General features: G+C 67.6%; 18 protein-coding genes and 1 riboswitch. Of the genes, 14 read left to right on the forward strand and 4 right to left on the reverse strand.

The genetic code is table 11. The annotated features are described in order from the left end of the window. Positions 1 to 107 precede the first annotated feature (107 nt). A complete protein-coding gene (locus IB230_RS15635; RefSeq protein ID WP_192273705.1) occupies positions 108 to 500 on the forward strand; it encodes a phasin family protein in 393 nt (130 codons plus the stop codon). Positions 501 to 602: 102 nt separating this feature from the next. On the opposite strand, the gene bioD is transcribed toward IB230_RS15635, so the two are convergent. Then, complete coding sequence (gene bioD, locus IB230_RS15640; protein WP_225589537.1) at positions 603 to 1,268, reverse strand: dethiobiotin synthase; 666 nt, start codon at positions 1,266 to 1,268, stop codon at positions 603 to 605. Positions 1,269 to 1,272: 4 nt separating this feature from the next. After that, positions 1,273 to 1,998: a TMEM175 family protein gene (locus IB230_RS15645; protein WP_192273707.1), complete on the reverse strand. Its 726-nt coding sequence runs from the start codon at positions 1,996 to 1,998 to the stop codon at positions 1,273 to 1,275. A 90-nt stretch (positions 1,999 to 2,088) separates the two neighbouring features. On the opposite strand from IB230_RS15645, the gene IB230_RS15650 reads away from it, so the two are divergent. The 4 genes from IB230_RS15650 to IB230_RS15665 all read left to right on the forward strand — a co-directional run bounded on the left by IB230_RS15650 (position 2,089) and on the right by IB230_RS15665 (position 5,586). Next, positions 2,089 to 2,574 (forward strand): GAF domain-containing protein, encoded by a 486-nt coding sequence (locus IB230_RS15650; RefSeq protein ID WP_192273708.1) that lies wholly within the window; start codon positions 2,089 to 2,091, stop codon positions 2,572 to 2,574. Beyond that, positions 2,571 to 2,939 carry a TfoX/Sxy family protein gene (locus IB230_RS15655; protein ID WP_142126073.1) on the forward strand — a complete coding sequence of 123 codons (369 nt, stop codon included), beginning with the start codon at positions 2,571 to 2,573 and terminating at the stop codon, positions 2,937 to 2,939. The genes IB230_RS15650 and IB230_RS15655 overlap by 4 nt, the downstream gene beginning before the upstream one ends. A 15-nt stretch (positions 2,940 to 2,954) precedes the next feature. Further along, positions 2,955 to 3,173, forward strand: a riboswitch (cobalamin riboswitch). A 128-nt stretch (positions 3,174 to 3,301) separates the two neighbouring features. After that, complete coding sequence (gene btuB, locus IB230_RS15660) at positions 3,302 to 5,188, forward strand: TonB-dependent vitamin B12 receptor (RefSeq protein ID WP_192273709.1); 1,887 nt, start codon at positions 3,302 to 3,304, stop codon at positions 5,186 to 5,188. A 104-nt stretch (positions 5,189 to 5,292) separates the two neighbouring features. Further along, positions 5,293 to 5,586, forward strand: a complete 294-nt coding sequence (locus IB230_RS15665; protein ID WP_192273710.1) for a DUF2218 domain-containing protein — start codon at positions 5,293 to 5,295, stop codon at positions 5,584 to 5,586. A gap of 8 nt (positions 5,587 to 5,594) precedes the next feature. Here IB230_RS15665 and dinB read toward each other — a convergent pair whose 3' ends face one another. Next, positions 5,595 to 6,668 carry a DNA polymerase IV gene (gene dinB, locus IB230_RS15670; RefSeq protein ID WP_192273711.1) on the reverse strand — a complete coding sequence of 358 codons (1,074 nt, stop codon included), beginning with the start codon at positions 6,666 to 6,668 and terminating at the stop codon, positions 5,595 to 5,597. Positions 6,669 to 6,883: 215 nt separating this feature from the next. Here dinB and fabA point away from each other — a divergent pair, with 215 nt between their 5' ends. After that, a complete protein-coding gene (gene fabA, locus IB230_RS15675) occupies positions 6,884 to 7,399 on the forward strand; it encodes a 3-hydroxyacyl-[acyl-carrier-protein] dehydratase FabA (protein ID WP_192273712.1) in 516 nt (171 codons plus the stop codon). Between the two features lies 1 nt (position 7,400). Continuing rightward, entirely contained in the window at positions 7,401 to 8,609 is a 1,209-nt protein-coding gene (fabB, locus tag IB230_RS15680) for a beta-ketoacyl-ACP synthase I (protein WP_192273713.1), read from the forward strand. A gap of 6 nt (positions 8,610 to 8,615) precedes the next feature. Here the strand turns inward: fabB and IB230_RS15685 are convergent, their stop codons facing one another. Continuing rightward, complete coding sequence (locus IB230_RS15685) at positions 8,616 to 9,656, reverse strand: glycerophosphodiester phosphodiesterase (protein ID WP_192273714.1); 1,041 nt, start codon at positions 9,654 to 9,656, stop codon at positions 8,616 to 8,618. 260 nt (positions 9,657 to 9,916) lie between these two features. Here IB230_RS15685 and IB230_RS15690 point away from each other — a divergent pair, with 260 nt between their 5' ends. From IB230_RS15690 to IB230_RS15720, 7 genes are all read left to right on the forward strand, one after another. Next, positions 9,917 to 10,558, forward strand: coding sequence for a DUF2170 family protein (locus tag IB230_RS15690; RefSeq protein ID WP_192273715.1), 642 nt, complete (start codon positions 9,917 to 9,919; stop codon positions 10,556 to 10,558). Beyond that, positions 10,558 to 11,220, forward strand: coding sequence for a PspA/IM30 family protein (locus IB230_RS15695; protein ID WP_192273716.1), 663 nt, complete (start codon positions 10,558 to 10,560; stop codon positions 11,218 to 11,220). Before IB230_RS15690 ends, IB230_RS15695 begins: the two co-directional genes overlap by 1 nt. A gap of 13 nt (positions 11,221 to 11,233) precedes the next feature. Next, positions 11,234 to 11,869, forward strand: a complete 636-nt coding sequence (locus IB230_RS15700; RefSeq protein WP_192273717.1) for a hypothetical protein — start codon at positions 11,234 to 11,236, stop codon at positions 11,867 to 11,869. A gap of 30 nt (positions 11,870 to 11,899) precedes the next feature. Continuing rightward, positions 11,900 to 13,873, forward strand: a complete 1,974-nt coding sequence (locus tag IB230_RS15705; protein ID WP_192273718.1) for a hypothetical protein — start codon at positions 11,900 to 11,902, stop codon at positions 13,871 to 13,873. An 87-nt stretch (positions 13,874 to 13,960) separates the two neighbouring features. After that, entirely contained in the window at positions 13,961 to 19,282 is a 5,322-nt protein-coding gene (locus tag IB230_RS15710) for a DNA repair ATPase (protein ID WP_192273719.1), read from the forward strand. Further along, the gene (locus IB230_RS15715) at positions 19,279 to 19,971 is read left to right on the forward strand and encodes a hypothetical protein (protein ID WP_192273720.1); all 693 of its coding nucleotides are present in this window, start codon (positions 19,279 to 19,281) and stop codon (positions 19,969 to 19,971) included. Before IB230_RS15710 ends, IB230_RS15715 begins: the two co-directional genes overlap by 4 nt. Then, positions 19,968 to 21,071, forward strand: coding sequence for a toxic anion resistance protein (locus IB230_RS15720; RefSeq protein WP_192273721.1), 1,104 nt, complete (start codon positions 19,968 to 19,970; stop codon positions 21,069 to 21,071). Before IB230_RS15715 ends, IB230_RS15720 begins: the two co-directional genes overlap by 4 nt. The last annotated feature ends 36 nt before the right edge of the window (positions 21,072 to 21,107 follow it).

The raw sequence follows: 21,107 nt of genomic DNA on the forward strand, positions 1-21,107 counted from the left end.
TGGTTCCTGACCGTTCGTCGGATTTCCATACGGCCGTTATTGCACTGCAACATGGATAGGCTTATGCTGCGCCGCAACAGATGGGAAATCCCTTTCAGGAGTCCGCCATGACCACGCAATTCAACGAAAGCTTCAGCCAGTTCACGCACCAGTTCGCCGCCGCCGCTTCGCGCGCCAACCGCCTGGCCCTGGAAAGCGCCGAGACCGTGTTCGGTGTGCAGCTGAAGACCTTCGAAAAGAACGTCGACGCCACCACGTCCTTCTTCGGCGAACTCGCCGAGACGCGCGACCTGGACGGTTACAAGAACCTGTGGCCGAAGGGCCTGCAGGTCGCCAAGGACAACGCCGAGCGCGTCGTCGCCGCCAGCCAGGAAGTGTTCGGCCTGAGCCTCAAGACCGGTGAAGCCTTCGGCCAGCTGGTGAAGACCCAGTTCGAGACCGCGACCGACAACGTCCAGGCCTCCGTGGCCAAGGCGACCAAGGCCGCCAAGGGCAAGTAAGACCCGCTCTGCTCCACCGTTTATTGCGCGGCTCCCCCTCCCTCCGCGCAGACCGACCCGGCAGCCCCCACGCTGCCGGGTTTTTTATTGCGTGCGTTTGCGCTAGGGCACCGTGAAGTGCGTGGCCATGGCGCGCGCATCGGCCTCGGGCGCATACGGCAGGCGTCCCCAGCACGGCACCGGCAGGCGCGCCGAGAGCAGGGCGAAGTTTTCGTCCCTGCGCTCCATGTCCGGATCGACCTCGTTGGCGATCCAGCCCACCAGTTGGGCGCCGTCGTCCTGGATCGCCCGCGCACTCAATCGCGCGTGATTGATGCAGCCCAGCCGCATGCCCACGACGAGCACCACGGGCAGGCGCAACTCCTGCACCAGGTGCCGCTGGTCGAGCGTAGCGGTCAGCGGCGCCGCCCAGCCACCGACACCCTCCACCAGCACAAGGTCGGCCAGCGGGTGCAGGCGTTCGAAGGCGGACACCAGCACGCCCAGCTGCACGTCCACGCCGGCGTCGCGTGCGGCGATCTCCGGCGCCAGCGGCGCGGGCAGCGCATACGGATTGAGGTCATCGTAGGGCGGTACCGGATCGCTCGCCGCCTGCAGCGCGAGCGCATCGTCGTTGCGCCAGCCCCGCGGCGTCGCCGTGCAGCCGCTGGCGACCGGCTTCATGCCGACCGCGCGCATCCCTCGCGCACGGAATGCATGCAGCAGGGCCGCGCTGGCCACAGTCTTGCCGACGCCGGTATCGGTGCCGGTGATGAACAAGCGGTCCATCGCCCTATCCATCTGCCTGCTCCGGCCAGCGCGCCGCGCCCCAGCGTTGTCCGCGCACGTGCACCAGCCCGGCGAACGACAGCAGGAAGTACACGCACCCTGGCAACGCGACCTGCCACGACCGCGACTGGTCGGTCAGCAGTAAGGCGATCGCCACGGATATCAGGCTGACGAGCACGAAGTAGGCATGCGAAGCGACTTCGCCCGCTGCATTGGATGCCCCTTCGCCATCCAGTGCCAACCGTCGGCGCGCACACCACGCCAGCACGTACAGGCCGCCGATGCAGGCCGACATGGAGGCGAACGCCAGCCCGTAGAAGACGAACATGAAGGCCAGCGGGCGCGGACCGTTCGCATCGGACAGCGGCATCGGCAACCAGCCGCCGGTGATCCAGCCGAAAAAAGTGCCGAGCAGCAGCCGCAGCGGATACACGTAGACCAGCACCAGGAACACCAGCAGCAGGCTTAGCAGCGTGGCCGGCACGGTGCCCAGCCGATAGCGGCGGCTCCAGCGCACGTGGGCGTACCAGAACATCGCCACCATCGCGAAACTGGCCGCGAACGCGGGCACATTCTTCAGCGCCTGCAGCAGCCCCGCCATGCTGTCGGGAATGCGTTCGACCGAGATCACGAGCAGGGTGACCGCGAACGCGAACGCGGCGTCGACGAACGCCTCCAGCCGTGTCACGCCATGACCGCGCCAGCCCGCTTCATCCTCGTGATCGCGCATGCACCCACTCCCCTGTCGCCCACGCAAGGCCCCGCTTGTGTGACACATCATATCGGGCCGCCCAGCAGACGCGGGGAGTAGAATCGACCCATGTCATTCACTTCCCAGACGCTCACCGGCAGCAAGCCGGAACAATACGCACAGCTGGCCGAACAGGCCCGTGCCCTGCTGGCCGGCGAACCCGACCGCATCGCCAACGCGGCCAACCTGTCGGCGCTCCTTTATCACGCCCTGCCGGACTTCAACTGGGCGGGTTTCTACTTCTTCGATGGCCGGGAATTGGTGGTCGGTCCGTTCCAAGGCTTACCAGCCTGCGTGCGGATCCCGTTGGACAAGGGGGTCTGCGGAGCCGCCGCACGCACCCGCCAGACCCAGCGCGTGGACGATGTGGAGGCCTTCCCGGGCCACATCGCCTGTGACTCCGCGTCACGCTCGGAACTGGTGGTACCGCTGGTGAAAGGGGATGAACTGGTCGGCGTGCTCGACCTGGACAGCCCACGCCTGGCGCGCTTCGATGCCGACGACCAGGCGGGCATGGAACGCATCGCCGCCATCTTCGTGGATTCGCTGACATGACAGGCACCAAGCTGCGCAACATCGGCCCCAAGTCCGCCGCCTGGCTACGCCAGGTCGGCCTGCGCACGCAGGAGGACCTGGAGTCGGTGGGCGCGGTGGAAGCCTTTATCCGGGTGAAGCGCGCGGGATTCCGTCCCAGCCTCAACCTGCTGTACGCGCTGGAAGGCGCGCTGCTGGACTGCCACTGGCAGCAGTTGCCTGAAGACCGCCGCAGCGAACTGCTGGTGGCCTACGACGCCGCCGCAGCCTTGCTGCCCCCGCCGCGCGGCCGCCCCGCCGCCGGCCCGGTGACCACCACGCACACCGAGCGTGAGGAAGACACGGGACCTTCGCTGAACCTGTTCGACTCGCGCGGCGACGACTGATCCACCCCATCCCGTATACTGCGCGCGCTTTCAGGTGACCCCGGCAGTCCTGCCATGGGTTGAAACGGGAAGCCGGTGACCCGCACACGCGGCATTCCGGCGCTGCCCCCGCAACGGTAGGCGAAGACAACCGCGGCATCGGCCACTGTGCGATCACGCATGGGAAGGCGCCACGGCAGCGTGCACGGCACGCCTTCGCAAGCCCGGAGACCGGCCTGGAAGTCCACTGGTTGCGATGCGGAGGGCGTCGCGGCGTGCCGCGCCGCCGCCTGTCTGCCGCGCTGTCCGCAACGCTCCCTCTCCTGCATCGCAACTCCACGCCGAAATGAATGCGCGCGGGGCGCGCGATGGAGTTGAGTCCGATGTACAGCCGTCATTCCCTTTCCCTTCTCGCCGCCGCGGTCGCGCTGGCCCTCCCGTTCGCCGCGCAGGCACAGGACGCCACCGATCTCGACGAGATCGTCGTCACCGGCACGCGTACCGACGTCGCCGTGCGCGACAGCCTGGCGCCGGTGCAGGTCATTGCCCGCGAGGAGATCGAACGCAGCCAGTCGCGTTCGCTGATCGACCTGCTGAAGGGTCGCGCAGGTATCGGCTTCACCAACCAGGGCGGCCTGGGCAAGCTGAGCACCCTCAACATCCGCGGCACCGAATCCGACCACGTGCTGGTGCTGGTCGACGGCATCCGCATCGGCTCGGCGACCGCCGGCCTGGCGTCGTTCCAGGACCTGCCGGTCGACCAGATCGAGCGCATCGAGATCGTGCGCGGCCCGCGCTCCAGCCTGTACGGCTCGGAAGCGATCGGTGGCGTGATCCAGATCTTCACCCGCCGCGGCACTCAGGGCCTGTCGCGCGAACTGCGTATCGGTGGCGGCAGCCACAACCTGCGCGAAGCCAGCGGTGGTTTCGCCTACGGCGGCGAACGCGGCTGGATCGGCGCCAACGCCGCCTACCAGGAAACCGACGGCATCAACGCCTGCCGGGGCTCGGGCACGCTGTTCCAGGGCTGCTTCACCGACGAGCCCGATGACGACGGCTACCGCAACGTCTCGCTCAACGTGCGCGGCGGCTACAAGCTGACCGACACGCTGACGCTGGAAGGCCATGCGCTGAACGCCGATGCCTTCAACGAATTCGACGGCAGCATCTACGGCGGCAACGAAGCCGACAACGTGCAGCAGGTGCTGGGCAGCAAGCTGACGTGGAAGCCGTCCGGCGCCACCACGCTCACCGCGCAGGTCGGTCGTGCGTCCGACAAATCGGACAACTATTTCGCGGACGCCACCTCCGGCGCGCGCGCGTATGTCAGCACGTTCGACACGCGTCGCGACACCGCCTCGCTGCAGGGCGACTTCGCGTTCGGCGAGCAGCACCTGCTGACCGCCGGTGCCGACTGGCAGCGCGACGAGGTCACCAGCAGCGTCGACTTCGTCAACGATACCGTCGGCGTACCCGTGGACAGCCGCGACAACACCGGCGTATTCATCGAGTACCAGGGCCGCTTCGGCGCGCAGCAGGTGCAGGCGAGCGTGCGCAACGACGACAACGACCAGTTCGGCAACCACGTCACCGGCAACCTCGGCTGGGGTCTCGCGTTCGGCGGCGGCTTCAAGCTGACGGTCAACGCCGGCACTGGTTTCAAGGCACCGACCTTCAACGACCTGTACTACCCGTTCTCCGGCAATGCGCTGCTGGAACCCGAGCGCTCCAAGACGCTCGACATCGGCTTGGCGCAGTACGGCGATGCGTGGAACTGGGGCGTCAACGTCTACGAGACGCGCGTCGAGGACCTGATCGCGCTGGACAGCAACTGGTTGCCGGCGAACACCGACGAAGCGCGCATCCGCGGCCTCGAACTGACGGGCGCGTTGACGCTCGCCGGCTTCGACATCGCCGCGCAGGTCAGCCACACCGATCCGCGCAACCATACGAGCGGCCTGAACTACGACAACCTGCTGGCGCGCCGTGCGCGCAACACCGCACGCCTCGACGTGGACCGCGCGTTCGGCGACTTCCGCATCGGCGTGACCGGCTACGGTGCCAGCCACCGCTACGACAACGCCGCCAACAGCGTCCGCCTGGCGGGCTACGGCACGCTGGACCTGCGTCTGGAGTACGCCATCACCGACGAATGGTCGGTGCAGGCGCGCGCCAGCAACGTGTTCGACCGCGAGTACGAAACGATCGCCTGGTACAACCAGCCTGGTCGCGAGTACGGCCTTAGCCTGCGCTACAGCGCGCGCGACTGATCCGGACGGACGAAGAAGGCCGGCAATGGACTGTTCCGTTGCCGGCCTTTTTGTTGCCTGCGTGCAGAGGTAAACAGGAAGCCCCGCTTTCCGTGCTCATGACCATGCAACCTGCTTCCCGCGTGACCGTCGTTCCTACCGACCCCGCCAAGCTGCTGCGCACGCTGTGCAACCACTGGCGGCACAAGTTCGAGATCGAACGCCCCGACGACACCCATGCGCGCATTCCGTTCGGCGACCTCGGCCCGGCTGACTTCGCGGTGGAAGGCGACGCACTGCTGATCACGCTGTACGCGCCCGATGCGGAAGCACGCACACGCCTGCAGGAGGTGATCGCCTCGCACCTGCGTCGCTTCGAGCGCAACGAGGCCCTCGTGTTCGACTGGCAAGCGGCGTAACAAGCCGCCTACGCTTCCTGCGGATCGAACAACCCGGCCTGTACGACGGTTTCCTCGCGATCCCGGAATCCCGACAGGCCCACCCCGACCAGGCGATAGCGCGTCGCGGGCGGCAGGTCCACGCGTTCGCGCAACGCCAGCGCGATGTCGATGAACTCCTGCGCGGAGGCCGGCGGCGATTCCGGCGTAAAACTGCGCGTCAGGATGCGGAACTGCGCCGTCTTCAGCTTCAGCACCACGGTGCGGCCGATGCGCTCGGTCTTGCGACTGGCGGCCCACGCCTTCTCGGCGATGCGCAGGATGTGGGGTTCCAGTTCGGACAGCAGCAGGTCGGTGGCGAAGGTGTCTTCGGATGAGATCGACTGCACCGGTTGGTCGGGTTCCACCGGTCGCTCGTCGATGCCGCGCGCGCGCCGGTACAGTCCACCGCCGAAACTGCCGTAGCGCGTTTCCAGCTCGTGCTGCGAGTACGCCCGCAGGTCACCGACCGTGCGGATGCCATCGGCATTGAGCCTGCCCTGCATCACCTTGCCGACGCCGGGGATGCGCTCGACCGGCAGCGGCGTCAGGAACGCCTCCACCTGGTGCGGCCGCAGCACGAACTGTCCGTCCGGCTTGCGCCAGTCGGACGCGATCTTGGCGAGGAACTTGTTCGGTGCCACGCCGGCCGAGGCCGTCAGCTGCGTCTCTTCGCGGATCTGCGCACGGATCGTCTCGGCGACAGCGGTGGCCGTTGGCAGGTCGGACTTCGGCGCGGTGACGTCGAGGTAGGCCTCGTCCAGCGACAGCGGTTCGACCAGGTCGGTATGGCGCAGGAAGATCTCGCGCACCTGCCGCGATACCGCCTTGTAGCGCGCGAAATCGGGCGGCACGAAGACGGCCTGCGGACACAACCGCTCCGCGCGTACCGCCGGCATCGCCGAACGCACACCGAAGACGCGCGCCTCGTATGACGCCGCACACACCACCGAGCGCTCGCCGCGCCACGCCACCACTACCGGCCGTCCACGCAGCGACGGATCGTCGCGCTGCTCCACCGACGCGTAGAAAGCGTCCATGTCGATGTGGATGATCTTGCGCATCACGCGATGATATCGGCCGCCGTACGCGATCGCATGGATGCGTGCGGCGACGATACGGTTGCGTGTGGAGTCGCGGACAGAATGCGCCAAACCCTTGCCGCGATTGCACTTCGTCGATGGTACGCCGGCGTATGGAAAAACCGCCGTTGATCTGCATCAAGACAAGCGTATGCACATGTGTGCATTATTTGCGCCTTCGCAGAACGGACCACGCAATGAACGCCCCCGCTTCCTTCTCGCGCGAACAGCTGCTGGCCAGCGCGCGCGGTGAACTGTTCGGCCCCGACAGCGGCCGCCTGCCCAACGACCCGATGCTGATGTTCGACCGCATCACCGAGATCCGCCAGGACGGTGGCGCCCACGGCAAGGGCATGGTGCGCGCCGAGCTCGATATCCATCCCGACCTGTGGTTCTTCCAGTGCCACTTCCTCGGCGATCCGGTGATGCCGGGCTGCCTGGGCCTGGATGCGATGTGGCAGCTGACCGGTTTCTTCCTGACGTGGATCGGCGCGCCCGGCCGCGGTCGTGCGCTCGGTTCCGGCGAAGTGAAGTTCACCGGCCAGGTGCTGCCCACAGCGAAGCGCGTCAGCTACGAGATCGACATCAGCCGCGTGATCAACCGCAAGCTCGTCCTCGCCGTCGCGGACGGCCGCATGCTGGTGGATGGTCGCGAGATCTACACCGCACGCGACCTGCGCGTCGGCCTGTTCACGTCGACGGAGAATTTCTGACATGCGTCGTGTCGTCATCACCGGTCTCGGCATCACCTCCTGCCTGGGCAACGATGCGGATACCGTGTCGGCCGCGCTGCGCGAAGGCCGCTCGGGCATCCGCCACATCCCGCAGTACGCCGAACTCGGCTTCCGCAGCCACGTGGGCGGCGCGCCGGAGATCGATCTCGACGCGCAGATCGACCGCAAGCAGAAGCGCTTCATGGGCGATGCCGCAGCGTTCGCGCATATCGCGTTGCGCGACGCCATCGCCGATGCCGGCCTGGACGAGGCACTGGTCAGCCAGCCGCGCACCGGCCTGATCGCCGGCTCCGGCGGTGGTTCGGCTGAATGGCAGATCGAAGCGGCCGACCTGCTGCGTGCACGCGGCATCCGCAAGGTCGGCCCGTACATGGTGCCGCGCACGATGTGCTCCACCGTGTCGGCCACGCTCGCCACGGCGTTCAAGATCAAGGGCGTCAGCTATTCGATCTCGGCGGCATGCGCGACCTCCGCGCACTGCATCGGCGCCGCGGCGGACCTCATCCGCGCCGGGCGCCAGGACATCGTGTTCGCCGGCGGCGGTGAAGAGCTGCACTGGGCGCTGACGATGATGTTCGATGCGATGGGCGCGTTGTCGAGCAAGCGCAACGACGATCCGACGCACGCGTCGCGTCCGTACGATGCGGATCGCGACGGCTTCGTCATCGCCGGCGGTGGCGGCATGCTGGTGCTCGAGGACTACGACCACGCGGTGAAGCGCGGCGCACGCATCCATGCCGAGTTGCTGGGCTACGGCGTGACCTCCGACGGGGCCGACATGGTCGCGCCTTCGGGTGAAGGCGCCGTGCGCTGCATGCAGATGGCACTGGAGGGCGTCACCGCGCCGCTCGATTACCTCAACACGCATGGCACCTCGACCCCGCTGGGCGACGTGATCGAGCTCGACGCGATCCGCAACGCACTCGGCGACACCCTGCCGCCAATCTCGTCCACCAAGGCCCTGTCCGGTCACTCGTTGGGCGCCGCCAGCGTGCACGAAGCGATCTACTGCCTGCTGATGATGCGCGACGGTTTCATCGCCGGCTCGGCCAACATCGAGGCGCTGGATGAAGGCGCTGCCGCCTTCCCCATCGTGCAGGCGAGCCGCGACGCGACGTTGAACACGGTGATGTCGAACAGCTTCGGCTTCGGCGGCACCAATGCCAGCCTGGTGTTCGGCCGGGTTTGAGACGGCTCAGCGGGCGTCGACGGCGCGACGCCCCAGCGCCGGATCGTCGGTGAAGAAACCGCCGATCCCCAGCGCAAGGTAAGCGCGGATCTCCGCAAGAGATCCCGCCTCGCTGCGCGTACGTGGATCCTCGCCTTCGCGCAGCGCCGTCGGCAGGAAGTGGTTCTCCGGCCGGAAGGTGTAGGGCCAGACCTCCAGCCCCGCATTGCGCGCATCCGATGCCAGCGATGTCGGCGTCCCCAGCGTGCCGTCGTCGGCGAGCGGGATCAGCGAGCGCGTCCACGGCCCGATGATCTCGGCGTAGCCAGCGATGTCGTTCAACCCTGCCGGCGTCATCAGGTCGGCATAGCGCGTCGGTTCTCCCGCCGCCAGCGCATCGCCCGGCTGCGCGTCTGGTACCTCGAGCAACTGCAGCAACCGGATGTTGGGATGCGAAGGCCCCAGGCGCCCACGCAGCGCGCGCAGGTTGGCCTGCTCGAACGACTGGATCACCACCGGCGCTTCTCGCGTGTAGGCATGCGCGGCCAGCACCTCCAGCAACCGGTCCTCCATCGGCAGCCCGATCTGCTGGAAGTGGCTGGGGTGCTTGATCTCAGGAATCAGGCCGATCGTGCGCCCGTTGCGCGCGGCCTGTTCCGCGGCCAGCGCGATGATCTCGTCGAGCGTCGCGATCTCGTAACATCCATCGTACGAGGTGTCGCGCAGCGCCGGCAGACGTTCCCGCGCCCGCAACGTCTTCAGTTCGGCCAGCGTGAAATCTTCGGTGAACCAGCCCTCGACCGACGTGCCGTCGATCACCTGTCGACGCTTGCGCGCGGCGAACGCGGGCCGCTGCGCCACGTCGGTGGTGCCGCCGATCTCGTTCTCGTGGCGCGCCACCAGCACGCCATCGCGGGTGGCGACCAGGTCCGGCTCGATGTAATCCGCACCGTCCGCGATCGCGCGCGCATAGGCGGCCAGCGTGTGCTCGGGCAGGTGCGCGCTGGCACCCCGGTGGGCGATGACGAGCGGCTCTGCCTTTGCGTGGGGGGAAAGGGCTGCCGTCATGGCGGGGAGACGGCGTAACAGCGTCGACAGATCCTCATCTTTCTCAGCATATCACTGACGGCGCGTGGCCCGGAAAGCACGAAGCCCGGCATCGACCGGGCTTCGCCGCAACGTGGGAGGAGAGAGGGACCTCGTTGCTGGCGCCATTGTCCCTGCCGCTTGTTACACCTGCGCGACAGGCGTCATCGGCTGGTCATCCGGTCCGGGCGGTCCCGCGCCGCCGCTTGACAACATTACATGTAAGAAATAAGTTCAATTTCATGACAGCCTCCCGCCCCGCGATCAAGGCCTCCACGTTGCACGTCCGCAACTACCGCGAGCGCATGCGTGAGCAGGGGCTGGTCAAGAAGGACGTCTGGATCCGACCGGAGTACGCCGAGGAGCTGGCCTCCATCGAGAAATCGATGCGCGAGGCGACCCGCGAGTCCGGCATCCCCTACCTGCCGACGCAGTCCACCGAGGCCGGCTGGACCGTCGCTGCGATCCGGCATGCGCTGCAGCAGGCCAGCACCGTGCGCGATGGCCTGATCAGTCTGGAGACCATCGAGGGCGCCGAACCCAGCCTGCATCTGGTGATGCACGAGTACGGCGATCTGTCGGTGTTCCTTGCCGTGGGCGGTGAACAGATCCTGGTCGAGGCCTACCTGTGGCCGGTGGAGGACGTGACCGACGCGGCCGCATTCAACGCGCACGTGCTCAGCACGCACGTGCTGCTGCCGCTTTCGACCATCGGCATGCAGCGCATCGGCGGCGTCGCCGGCTACACCATGTTCGGCGCGCTCGACACGCACTCCAGCCTGGCCAACGTCATGTTCGAGATCGAGACGCTGGCCGAGAACGTCATCAACGCCACCGAGGCCTACCGCCCGTTCCTGCGGACCACGACGCGGAGGAGGGCCTGATGCCCGACACGCTGAAGACCCTGTTCAAGCGCATCCAGGAAGGCATGGAAGGCCTGGCCGGCGCCGTGATGGGCGACCGCGCCGAGCGGCTGCTGGACGAGGAGATCCGCACCATCGACGACGCACTGCACGGTGCGCGCGGCGAGCATGCGACGGCGAAGGCGCGTCGCGTCGCCAACGAGCAGCACCAGGCTGCGCTGGCCGTGCGCATCGGGGAGACAGAGGCCAAGGTGGAGACCGCGCTGCGTCAGGGACGCGCCACGCAGGCGCGCGCGGCCGCGGACGACGTGGTCCGCCAGCAGGCGGAACGCAGCCAGCGCGCGGAGGAAGGACAGGATCTGACCGTCCATGAGCGCCAGTTCGCGCACGTGGTCGAACAGCTCGAAGGCCGTCTTCGTCGCCTGAAACACCAGCTGGACATCCTGCGCGCCTCCAACAGCCTGCAGCGTGCGCAGGCGACCGTCGCACGCCGCCAGCCGGGCGATGCGCTGTATCCCGAGCCCGCGTTCGCGTCCGCCGCGCGCATGAAGCGGCGTCGCGCGCCTGCGCAGGGAAGCGGCGCCACGAGCCCGGACAAGCACCAGAAGACGAACGCCGATCCCGCACAGGCCGTGCTGGACCGTGCCCGCAAGCGCATCACGTCGTCCGCGCGCAAGCGCTGAAACAGGGGGTCACTTGAACGAGTTCCTCACCATCATCCTGACATTCCCAACCGTCGTTTACGGTGTGCTGCTCGCCGTCTGCGTCATCTACTGGATGCTCGCGGCCACCGGCCTGCTTGACCTCGATACGGTGGACGGCTGGCTGGGGAGCGATGGCGACAGCATCGAGCCATCGTTCGTCGCCGGCATACTCGCGAAGATCGGTCTCTCCGGCATTCCATTGACGCTGGTGCTGACGGTCCTCGCCCTATTTGGATGGATCGTCTGCTTCCTTGCGCAGCGGTACCTGCTGCCCCTCGCGCCGGATGCGCTGCGCGGTCTCGCCGGCCTGGGTGTCGCGGTCGCTGCACTGGTCCCCGGCGTACTGGCGACGTCGGTGACTCTGCGACCGCTGGCCAAACTTATCGCTCGCCTGCGCCCACCAGTGCCACCCAGCGTCCTCGGTCGCGCCGGCCGTGTCATCTCGCCGGCCGTCGATGAGCGCAATGGGCGCGCCCATTTCGATGATGGCGGCGCCGGCCTGATCCTACAGGTGCGTTCCTTGCCCGACCAGAGTTTCCAGCGCGGCGATCAGGTCGTGCTGATCGAGCACCTGGAAGCGGCCAACGCATTCCGCATCATCTCGAAAACCGAATTCGACCAGCAGTAAGCATCCGCCACATCCTCAAGGAGTTCCGCCATGGATACCACCAACCTGCTCTTCGTCATCACCATTCTCGGCGTCGCAGTGGTGCTGCTGTTCGGCTTCATCGGCATCTTCAAGGCCTTCTACAAGAAGGTTGAACAGGGCACGGCCCTCATCGTCAACGACATGAGTTCGCATCCCAAGGTGCACTTCACCGGCGCGCTGATCGTCCCGGTGCTGTACAAGGCCGAGCTGATGAAGATCAGCCTGATCACCCTGCAGGTGGACCGCCGCGGCAAGGAAGGCCTGGTCTGCAAGGACAACATGCGCGCCGACATCGCGGTGGCGTTCTACCTGCGCGTCAACGAAACGCCGGCCGATGTCCTGCGCGTGGCCAAGGCGATCGGCGCCGACCGTGCGTCCGACAAGCATGCCGTGGACGAGCTGTTCAACGCCAAGTTCTCCGAGGCGCTGAAGACGGTCGGCAAGAAGTTCGACTTCACCGAACTGTTCGACAAGCGCCAGGAGTTCCGTGACGAGATCGTCGCCGTCATCGGCCAGGACCTCAACGGTTACGTGCTGGAAGACGTCGCCATCGACTACCTTGAGCAGACGCCCAAGCACCTGCTCGATCCGAGCAACATCCTGGATGCCGAAGGCATCCGCAAGATCACCGAGCTGACCGCGCGCCAGAACGTGCAGACCAACGAGCTCGAGCAGAACGAGAAGCTGGCGATCACCAAGAAGAACACCGAAGCCCGTGAAGCCCTGCTCGCGCTCGAACGCCAGCAGGCGGAGGCCGAGGCGCGCCAACAGCGCGAGGTCGAGACCGTGCGCGCCCGCGAAGCCGCCGAGACCGCCAAGGTGATCGAGGAGCAGCGCCAGGTGTCCGAGCGCGCGCGCCTGGAGACCGAGGAGCAGATCAAGATCCGCGAACAGGAACAGCTGCGCCAGGTCGAGGTCGCCGAGCAGAACCGTCGCCGCGCCGTCGCCATCGAACTCGAGCGCGTCGCCCGTGCCGAACAGCTGGAGCGCGTCAACACCGACAAGGAAGTCCAGATGCAGCAGGTCGACCGCGACAAGGTCGTCGAACAGGGCCGCATGGAAGTGGCGAACGTGGTGCGCGAGCGCACTCAGATCGAGCAGACCGTCGCCGTGGCGGAAGAGAAGATCAAGGAAACGCGCGAAGTCGCCGAGGCCGACCGCGCCAAGCAGGTGACCGTGCTGGCCGCAGAAGCGGCCGCGCAGGAAACGCTGGTCAAGGACGTCAAGGCGGCCGAAGCGGCCGAGCAGGCGGCACGCCACCGCGCCGTCGAACTGACCGTGCTGGCCGACGCCGAACTGCAGGCTGCCGGCAAGCAGGCCGAGGCCAAGCGCGTGATGGCCGATGGCGTGCGCGCCGAAAGCGCCGCCCACGGTCTGGCCGAGGCGCAGGTGCAGGAAGCCAATGCCGTGGCGATGGAGAAGACCGGCCTGGCCGAAGCCCGCGTGCTGGAAGCCAAGGCGGACGCGACCTACAAGCAGGGCAACGCCGACGCCCGCGTACTGACCGAGCGCCTGAGCGCCGAGGCCGACGGCGCGCAGAAGCTGGGCCACGCCAACGCCAGCGCCACCCAGGCGATGGGCGATGCCGAAGCCAGCAACATCGCCAAGAAGATGTCCGCCGAAGCCGAGGGCCTGACCTCGAAGTTCGACGCGATGGGCAAGATGAGCCCGGACGCCCGCAGCCACGAAGAGTTCCGCATGCTGCTGGAGACCCAGTTGCGCCAGCTGCTGGCGTCGATCGATGCGGGCAAGGCGATCTCGCGCGAGAACGCCGAGGTACTGGCGAGCGCGCTGAAGAACGCCAACATCGAGCTGATCGGTGGCGACGGTGGCGTGTTCAACGCGCTGACCAAGGGCGTGTCGCTGGGCAAGGCGCTGGAAGGCATCGTGGGCGAGAGCCCCATCGCGGCGCAGCTGCTGGGTCGTCTGGCGGGCTCCGGCCTGCCGCTCGCCGGCCGCCAGGCCGAAGCGACCGACGCCTGACCCCGCGCGCCTGAGCCGGGCCGGCGGCGCGTGCCGTCGGCCCCGATTTCCGCATCGACCGCCCAGGACGGGCGAGGATGAGGTCCGATGTCCGATACGCCGAACACCGAAGTCCCCTCCACCGATACGCAGGTCGACCAGGCCGTCGCCCAGGGCGGCGCCTACGACGTGCTGCGTCGCCGCCTCGACGAACAGGGCGCGCGCCTGCGCACCGTCGTGGACGCACTCAACGCGCGCCGCCTGCAGGAGTTCGGCGACAGCCGGATGGAAGCCATCGGCCGCCTGCGCATCCGCACCGAGCACAACTCGGTCGGCCGCGACATCGTGCAGGTCGGCGACCTGTTGCTGTTCGGTTTCAACGTCTACATGGGACTGAAGGCGACCACCTCGGTCGCCGACGTGTTCGGTATCTACCGCCTGGTCGAAGCCGGCGAAGGCTACGACGTGGCGCCGGTCGACATCGCCGCCAGCTTCCTCGCCGACAGCGCGTTCCAGCGCGACTTCAGCGAGCTGTACAGCTACTACAAGGACGCGCGCCTGCTGCAGCTGATCGTCCGCGACGGCCGCCTGCTGATGGCCTTCCAGATCGGCCTGAAGAACACCGACGTGCGCGTGTTCCGCTGGACGCTGACCTCCGAGGGCGAGGTGAACTACCTCGATGCGCGCGGCGAGCGCGACATCGTGCTGCCGCCTCCGTTCGACTTCGAATGGACCCGCGCGACCAAGGACATGGAAGTCAGCGGTCGTCATCCGCACCTGAATATCCTCGACACCCTGTTCGTCGAGACCATCGGCGGCGACCTGACGCTGAAGGTGGAGAACAACACCGAGACCGGCGCCGGCGTCTACAGCGAACCGGTCGAGGACCGCACGCAGTCGTTGGACGATGCGCAGATCGAGTTCGCGCGCGTCGGTTCGCTGATCCTGCTGAAGGTGCTGCCGTACCGCGAGAGCGCCTGGCGTGGGCTGGTCTACAACACCCAGACCGGAAAAGTAACGCGGCTGGACGCCATCGTGCAGGCCTGCATTCAGCTGCCGGAAGACCACGGCATCATCTTCCCCGGCGGCTACTACTTGCAGAACGGCGAGCACAAGGCCTTCGATGCCGCGGTGCAGGACATGCAGTACAAGCGCACGATCCGCTCGCCGAACGGCGAAGACGTCATGTACGTGTTCTATGAGCGCGAGACAGGCCAGGCCGCGCTGCTGGTCTACAACCTGGTGCAGCGCCGCCTGCAGCCGCCGGTGCTCGCGCACGGCTACGCGCGCCTGCACGACGGCCGCATGGTGCTGTTCCGCGCCGAGAACGACGACCCCACCCGCGTCCACCCCATGCAGGTGTGGCAGACGCCCTTCAGCTCGGACGAATTCGCGGCGACGCGTCCCGCCGGCACTTCGTTCATGGCGAAGCTCGGTAATGCCGAACTGGTGCGCGCAGTGTCGAACCTGTTCGACCTCGCCCGCGAGATCGAGCGCGACGATGTCTCCGCGCAACGCTACCAGTTGCTGACGCACGGCACGCGCCGCCTGTTCGACCTGCACCACTGGATCGACGACACGCAGTGCGATGGCCTGGCCACGCTGCTGCACGAGATCGCCGGCACCGGTGAGTCGGTGCTGGACGAATACGAGAAGGTGCAGGAGATCCGGCGCCAGTCCGAGACCTCGATGGCGCAGGCGCAGCGCGACCATCGCGCCCTGCTCGGCCGCCTGCAGCCGGCGGGCTGGAACGGCATCGGCGAGTTCGTCGAGGCGCTGGGCGCCGTCTCGCGTCTGCGCGGCCACCTGCTGACCATTCGCGACTACCGTTATATCGACACCACCGCCATCGACGCGATGACGGCGGCGCTGCAGGAGGCGCACGAACGCGTCGGCACCGCGACCGGCCAGTTCCTCGCCGGCGAGAAGGCACTGGCGCCGTTCCAGCAGCGGCTGGGCGAACTGGATGCGCGCGCACAGAAGGCCGCCAGCGCACGCGAGCTGGCCGAGGCGATCGAGGCCATGCAAGGCATGGCCGGCGAACTCGACATGCTGTCCGAGCTGATGGCGACGCTGCGGGTCGACGACGCCACCCAGCGCACCCGTGTGGTCGATGCGCTATCGGCGATCTACGCGAAACTCAACCAGAGCCGCGCGCGCGCGACCCAGCGCCGCCGCGAACTCGGCTCGGCCGAGGCCGTGGCCCAGTTCGGCGCGCAGTTCACCCTGTTCGGCCAGGCCGTCAGCAACGCGCTGGCGATGGCGACCACGCCGGAGCGCGCCGACGAGCAGCTGTCGCGCCTGATGGTGCAGCTGGAGGAACTGGAGAGCCAGTTCGGCGAGCACGAGCAGTTCCTCGGCGACATCCTGTCCAAGCGCGAGGAGATGCTGGAAGCCTTCGAAGCGCACAAGCAGGCGCTGCTGGACGAACGCCAGCGCAAGGCACAGTCGGTGCAGGAAGCGGCCAGCCGGATCCTGGAAGGCCTGGCCCGACGCACGGAACGCTTCACCACGCCCGACGAGCTCAATGCGTTCTTCGCCGGCGATGCGCTGATCCTGAAGCTGCGCGAGCTGGCCGGCCGCCTGCGCGAGCTGAAGGACTCGGTGAAGGCGGACGACATCGAGGCGCGCATCAAGGGCGCACGCGACCAGGCCGTACGCGGCCTGCGCGACCGCAGCGATCTGTTCGAGGACGCCGGCAACGTCATCCGGCTGGGACCGCGCCACCGCTTCAGCGTCAACACGCAACCGCTGGACCTGACGCTGATCCCGCGCGGCGACACGCTGGCCGTACACCTCACCGGCACCGACTACCTGGAGCCGTTGCAGGAACCTGCGCTGGAGGCGCTGCGCGCGTACTGGGACGTCACCCTCGAATCCGAATCGCCCACGCTGTACCGCGGCGAGTACCTCGCCTGCCGGCTGCTGCAGGACGCGCTGGCCGGCGAAGGCGGACTGGGTGCGGAGCAACTCGATCATGCGTTGGCCGACCCGGAAGCACTGGACCGGATCGTCCGCGACTACGCCGCGCCACGCTACCGCGAAGGCTACGAGAAAGGCATCCACGACCACGATGCCGCCGCGATCCTGCGCAGCTACCTGCCGCTGCGCCAGGCGGCGGGCACGCTGCAGTACGCCCCCGCCGCGCGCGCGCTGGCGGTGGCCTGGTGGTGCCGCGGCGATGCGACTCCCCAGGACACGACCGACCGCATACGCGCGGCACGCGCCATCGATACGATGTCGCCGGCGGGCCGCGCCGTGCCGACGCTGCGCGACGAGCTGGCGACCGCCATGGTCGAATGGGCACTGCGAGATGCGCTGCCCTTCCCCGCTACGGACGCATCGGCCGCGGCCGCCTTCCTGACGGACACCGTCACCGCTGCGACACCCACGTTCCGTTTCACCCATTACGCCGAGTCGCTGGTGGCTGCGTTCCGCGCACGCTTGGCTGACGAGGCCGGTGGCAGCGTACTGGCCAGCGCATTGCACCGCCTGGACGCACGACCTGCCGCGGCCTGGTCGTTGCTTCGGCAGGCGCTCGACGCAGTGACCGCATTGCCCGACCAGGCGCATCTGGCGGCGTACGTCCCGGAAGCGATCGCCCTGTTCCGTCATGGCGCACACCTGACGCACGTGATCGAACACGTCACGCTGATGGTGCGCGTCGATGGCCTGCTCGGCGAACACGCGCGCATCCGTGACGGCGGCCTGTCGCTGGCGGTGGACGACCTGCCGGCACGCTTCGCCACGCATCGCGATCACTTCGTGCCCGCCTGGCAGCGCTACCAGGCGCTGCGTGGCGAAGTCGCGCAGCGGGAGCGCGCGGCGATGCGCCTGTCGGAGTTCAAGGCGCGTCCGCTGAGCTCGTTCGTCCGCAACAAGCTGATCAACGATGTCTACCTGCCCGTGATTGGCGACAACCTCGCCAAGCAGATGGGCACCGTCGGCGAGAACAAGCGCAGCGACCTGATGGGCCTGCTGATGATGATTTCGCCGCCCGGCTACGGCAAGACCACGCTGATGGAATACGTCGGCCACCGGCTGGGCCTGGTCTTCATGAAGATCAACGGCCCGGCGCTCGGCCACGAAGTGCGCTCGCTGGATCCGGCGCAGGCGCCGGACGCGACCTCGCGGCAGGAACTGGAGAAGCTTAACCTCGCGCTGGAGATGGGCAACAACGTGATGCTGTACCTGGACGACATCCAGCACACGCATCCGGAGTTCCTGCAGAAGTTCATCTCGCTGTGCGACGGCACCCGCCGCATCGAGGGCGTCTGGCGCGGCAAGACCAAGACCTACGACATGCGCGGACGCAAGTTCGCGGTGGTGATGGCGGGCAACCCGTACACGGAGTCCGGCGAGGTCTTCAAGATCCCGGACATGCTCGCCAACCGCGCCGACATCTACAACCTGGGCGATGTGCTGGGCGGCATGGAGGATGCGTTCCTGCTCAGCTACGTGGAGAACTGCCTGACCTCCAACCCGGTGCTCGCCCCGCTCGCGACCCGCGACATGGCCGACCTCTACCTGCTGGTCGACAAGGCGCGCGGCAAGGACGTCAGTACCAACCAGTTGTCGCACGCCTATAGCGGTGCGGAAATCGGCGAGATCGTCGCGGTGCTGCAGCGGCTGCTGACCGTGCGCGACGTGGTCTATCGCGTCAACCAGCAGTACATAGCCAGCGCCGCGCAGGCCGACAAGTATCGGGTGGAGCCACCGTTCCGCCTGCAGGGCAGCTACCGCAACATGAACAAGCTGGCGGAAAAGATCTCGCCGGTCATGAATGCCACCGAGCTGCAGCAGCTGATCTCCGACCACTACCTCGGCGAGGCGCAGCTGCTGACCACCGGCGCGGAAGAGAACCTGCTGAAACTGGGCGAGCTGCGCGGCACGTTGACCGGCGAAGAACAAGCACGCTGGAACCAGATCAAGGCCGACTTCCTGCGCAACAAGGCAATGGGCGCCGAGGATGCCGATGTCGGCGGTCGCGTCGTCGCGCAGCTGGCGGACATCGCCGTCGGCCTGCAGCGCCTGGGCGAACCCGCCCCGGCCGAAGCAGCGCCGCCCGCCCCGTGGGAGGCGCTGCTGTCGGCGCTGCAATCGCTGCGCTTGCCGGAACCGGTAGCCGTCGCTGCACCCACCGCTCCGGCACCCGCGATCGACACCGCGCCGGTGCTGGACGCCCTGAAGCAGACGATGGCGCGGCAGGACCAGCTCAACGCGGCCCTGGTCGCCCTGGCGCAGGCGATGCGCAGCAACGCTACGCCGCCCATGTCGTCAGGCACGCGCAAGGCGAAACCGAGATCGCCGCGCGAGGCGGAGTTCGACCAGGTGATCGCCAGCCTCGCCTTCAAGGAAGAGCGTCCGACACCGACACTGGATGTGTCTCCGTCGGTGCCCGATGAAGGCACCGGAGACCTGCCGCGGTGAATCCGCCGATCGCGATGGACGACGACGTTCCCGGACGGGCCGATCACGCCGCCGCCATCGGGGCGCTGACGCACGCCAGCGCCAGCGACCTGCAGGCGACCCTGCGCGACCTGCGCACGGTGCTGCTCTCCGCCGATCCACGCGCGCTCCGTCGCAGCGTCGGGTTCTGGGGCCGGCTGATCGGACGCGACATCCGGCTCGCCGCCGAGGCGCGTGCACTGCGCGAACGCAGCGGCATCCTGCTGCGGCAGGCCGGCTTCGAAGCGACGCGGCTGCGCCACCAGCACGCGACGCTCGCCGACCATGCGCAACGGTTGCGCGACGCCTGCGCGCGCCTGCAACAGGACATCGACGGACTCGCCCGCCAGCAGGCGTCGGCAGAAGGCGGCACGCCTGCCGGCACATCACGGCTCGCCCACCTCGTCACGCTGCGCAGCGCTTACGAAATCACCGCCAGCCAGCTGGACCTGGTCGCCGCCAATGCGCTCGCCATCGCCGAACGCCACGCCCAGCAACTGCCCCGACTGTCCGTGCTGCTGGACCAGCAGCAGGGCGTCACGGCCGGTGCCGGGCACGGAATGCAGCTATCCTCCGCCATGCGGACGATAGATGAGCTGGAAGCCCACATCGAACACCTGCCCGCACCGGCGCCCGCCGGGCAGCGCACCCCATCCCAGGAGGCCCCATGACGACGACGAATCCCGAACAGACGCTGGTCCCCGCGGCGCTGTCGCCGCAGCTGCTGACCGATCTGGGGCTGGAAAGCGCCGACATCCCGCGTATCCAGGAAGCGGCGAAGGCGCTGCAGGACATCGCACCCGGCAACCTGCACACCTACGGGCGCGAGGCCACCACCAAGACCAGCGCCTTCAGCACGCAGCTGCTGGACAAGGTGCGCAACGCCGATCTCGACAGCAGCGGCGACAAGCTGGGCGAGGTGGTCCGCATTGCGCGTTCGCTGAACCTCGAATCCTTCCATGGCCGCTCCAAGCTGCCGATCCTCGGCCCGTTGATCGACAAGATGCGCGCGACCAAGGACGACCTGGTGCAGCGCTACAGTTCGACCAATCGCCAAATCGACCAGTTGATGGGCGACGTCGGCAAGACCCAGCAGATCCAGCAGCAGCGCGTGCGCGAGTACGACCAGATGCACGACATCGTGCTCGACGAGCGTCGCGAGCTGGGCGTGCACGTGGCCGCCGGCCGCATCCGCATCACCGAGCTGGAGGCGGACCTGGCCTCACTGTCCGGCCAGGAAGATCCCGAATCGCGTACCCGCCGCGCCGCGCTCGATACCGCGCTGCGCCTGATCGACAAGCGCGTGTCCGACCTGCAGGTGCTGCAGCATGCGGCCGACCAGACGCTGCCGATGATCCGGCTGATCCAGGCCAACGCGATCCAGCTGATCGAGAAGTTCAGCGCGGTGCGCGACATCACCATCCCCATGTGGCGTAACCAGTTCGCCATCCAGCTGTCGCTGGCCGACCAGCGCAACGCGGTCGAACTGGCCAACGCCATCGACGATGCCAGCAACGAACTGATGCGCAAGAACGCCGAACTGGTCCATTCGACCGCCGTCGGCACCGCACGCGCCAACCAGCGCTCGGTGATCGACATCGAAACGCTGCGAACAGTCAACGACACGCTGATCCGCACGGTCGAGGAAGTCCGCGAGATCCATCGCGAAGGCATGGCCAAGCGCAAGCAGCTGTCCACCGAACTGGTCGACATGCGCGAAGACCTCGAGAAGCGGCTGTCGTTGCCGACCACCGGTAACGCGACCGCCTGATCGCCGACGCTTCCGACGCAAAGCGAACGGGCCGCC

Origin of the sequence: Pseudoxanthomonas sp. PXM01, assembly GCF_014851815.1 — a bacterium.
GTDB lineage: Bacteria > Pseudomonadota > Gammaproteobacteria > Xanthomonadales > Xanthomonadaceae > Pseudoxanthomonas_A.

Coding starts and splice junctions, on each gene's coding strand:
- IB230_RS15635 (WP_192273705.1), top strand. CDS start 108: ATGACCACGCAATTCAACGAAAGCTTCAGCCAGTTCACGCACCAGTTC.
- bioD (WP_225589537.1), bottom strand. CDS start 1,268: ATGGACCGCTTGTTCATCACCGGCACCGATACCGGCGTCGGCAAGACT.
- IB230_RS15645 (WP_192273707.1), bottom strand. CDS start 1,998: ATGCGCGATCACGAGGATGAAGCGGGCTGGCGCGGTCATGGCGTGACA.
- IB230_RS15650 (WP_192273708.1), top strand. CDS start 2,089: ATGTCATTCACTTCCCAGACGCTCACCGGCAGCAAGCCGGAACAATAC.
- IB230_RS15655 (WP_142126073.1), top strand. CDS start 2,571: ATGACAGGCACCAAGCTGCGCAACATCGGCCCCAAGTCCGCCGCCTGG.
- btuB (WP_192273709.1), top strand. CDS start 3,302: ATGTACAGCCGTCATTCCCTTTCCCTTCTCGCCGCCGCGGTCGCGCTG.
- IB230_RS15665 (WP_192273710.1), top strand. CDS start 5,293: ATGCAACCTGCTTCCCGCGTGACCGTCGTTCCTACCGACCCCGCCAAG.
- dinB (WP_192273711.1), bottom strand. CDS start 6,668: ATGCGCAAGATCATCCACATCGACATGGACGCTTTCTACGCGTCGGTG.
- fabA (WP_192273712.1), top strand. CDS start 6,884: ATGAACGCCCCCGCTTCCTTCTCGCGCGAACAGCTGCTGGCCAGCGCG.
- fabB (WP_192273713.1), top strand. CDS start 7,401: ATGCGTCGTGTCGTCATCACCGGTCTCGGCATCACCTCCTGCCTGGGC.
- IB230_RS15685 (WP_192273714.1), bottom strand. CDS start 9,656: ATGACGGCAGCCCTTTCCCCCCACGCAAAGGCAGAGCCGCTCGTCATC.
- IB230_RS15690 (WP_192273715.1), top strand. CDS start 9,917: ATGACAGCCTCCCGCCCCGCGATCAAGGCCTCCACGTTGCACGTCCGC.
- IB230_RS15695 (WP_192273716.1), top strand. CDS start 10,558: ATGCCCGACACGCTGAAGACCCTGTTCAAGCGCATCCAGGAAGGCATG.
- IB230_RS15705 (WP_192273718.1), top strand. CDS start 11,900: ATGGATACCACCAACCTGCTCTTCGTCATCACCATTCTCGGCGTCGCA.
- IB230_RS15710 (WP_192273719.1), top strand. CDS start 13,961: ATGTCCGATACGCCGAACACCGAAGTCCCCTCCACCGATACGCAGGTC.
- IB230_RS15720 (WP_192273721.1), top strand. CDS start 19,968: ATGACGACGACGAATCCCGAACAGACGCTGGTCCCCGCGGCGCTGTCG.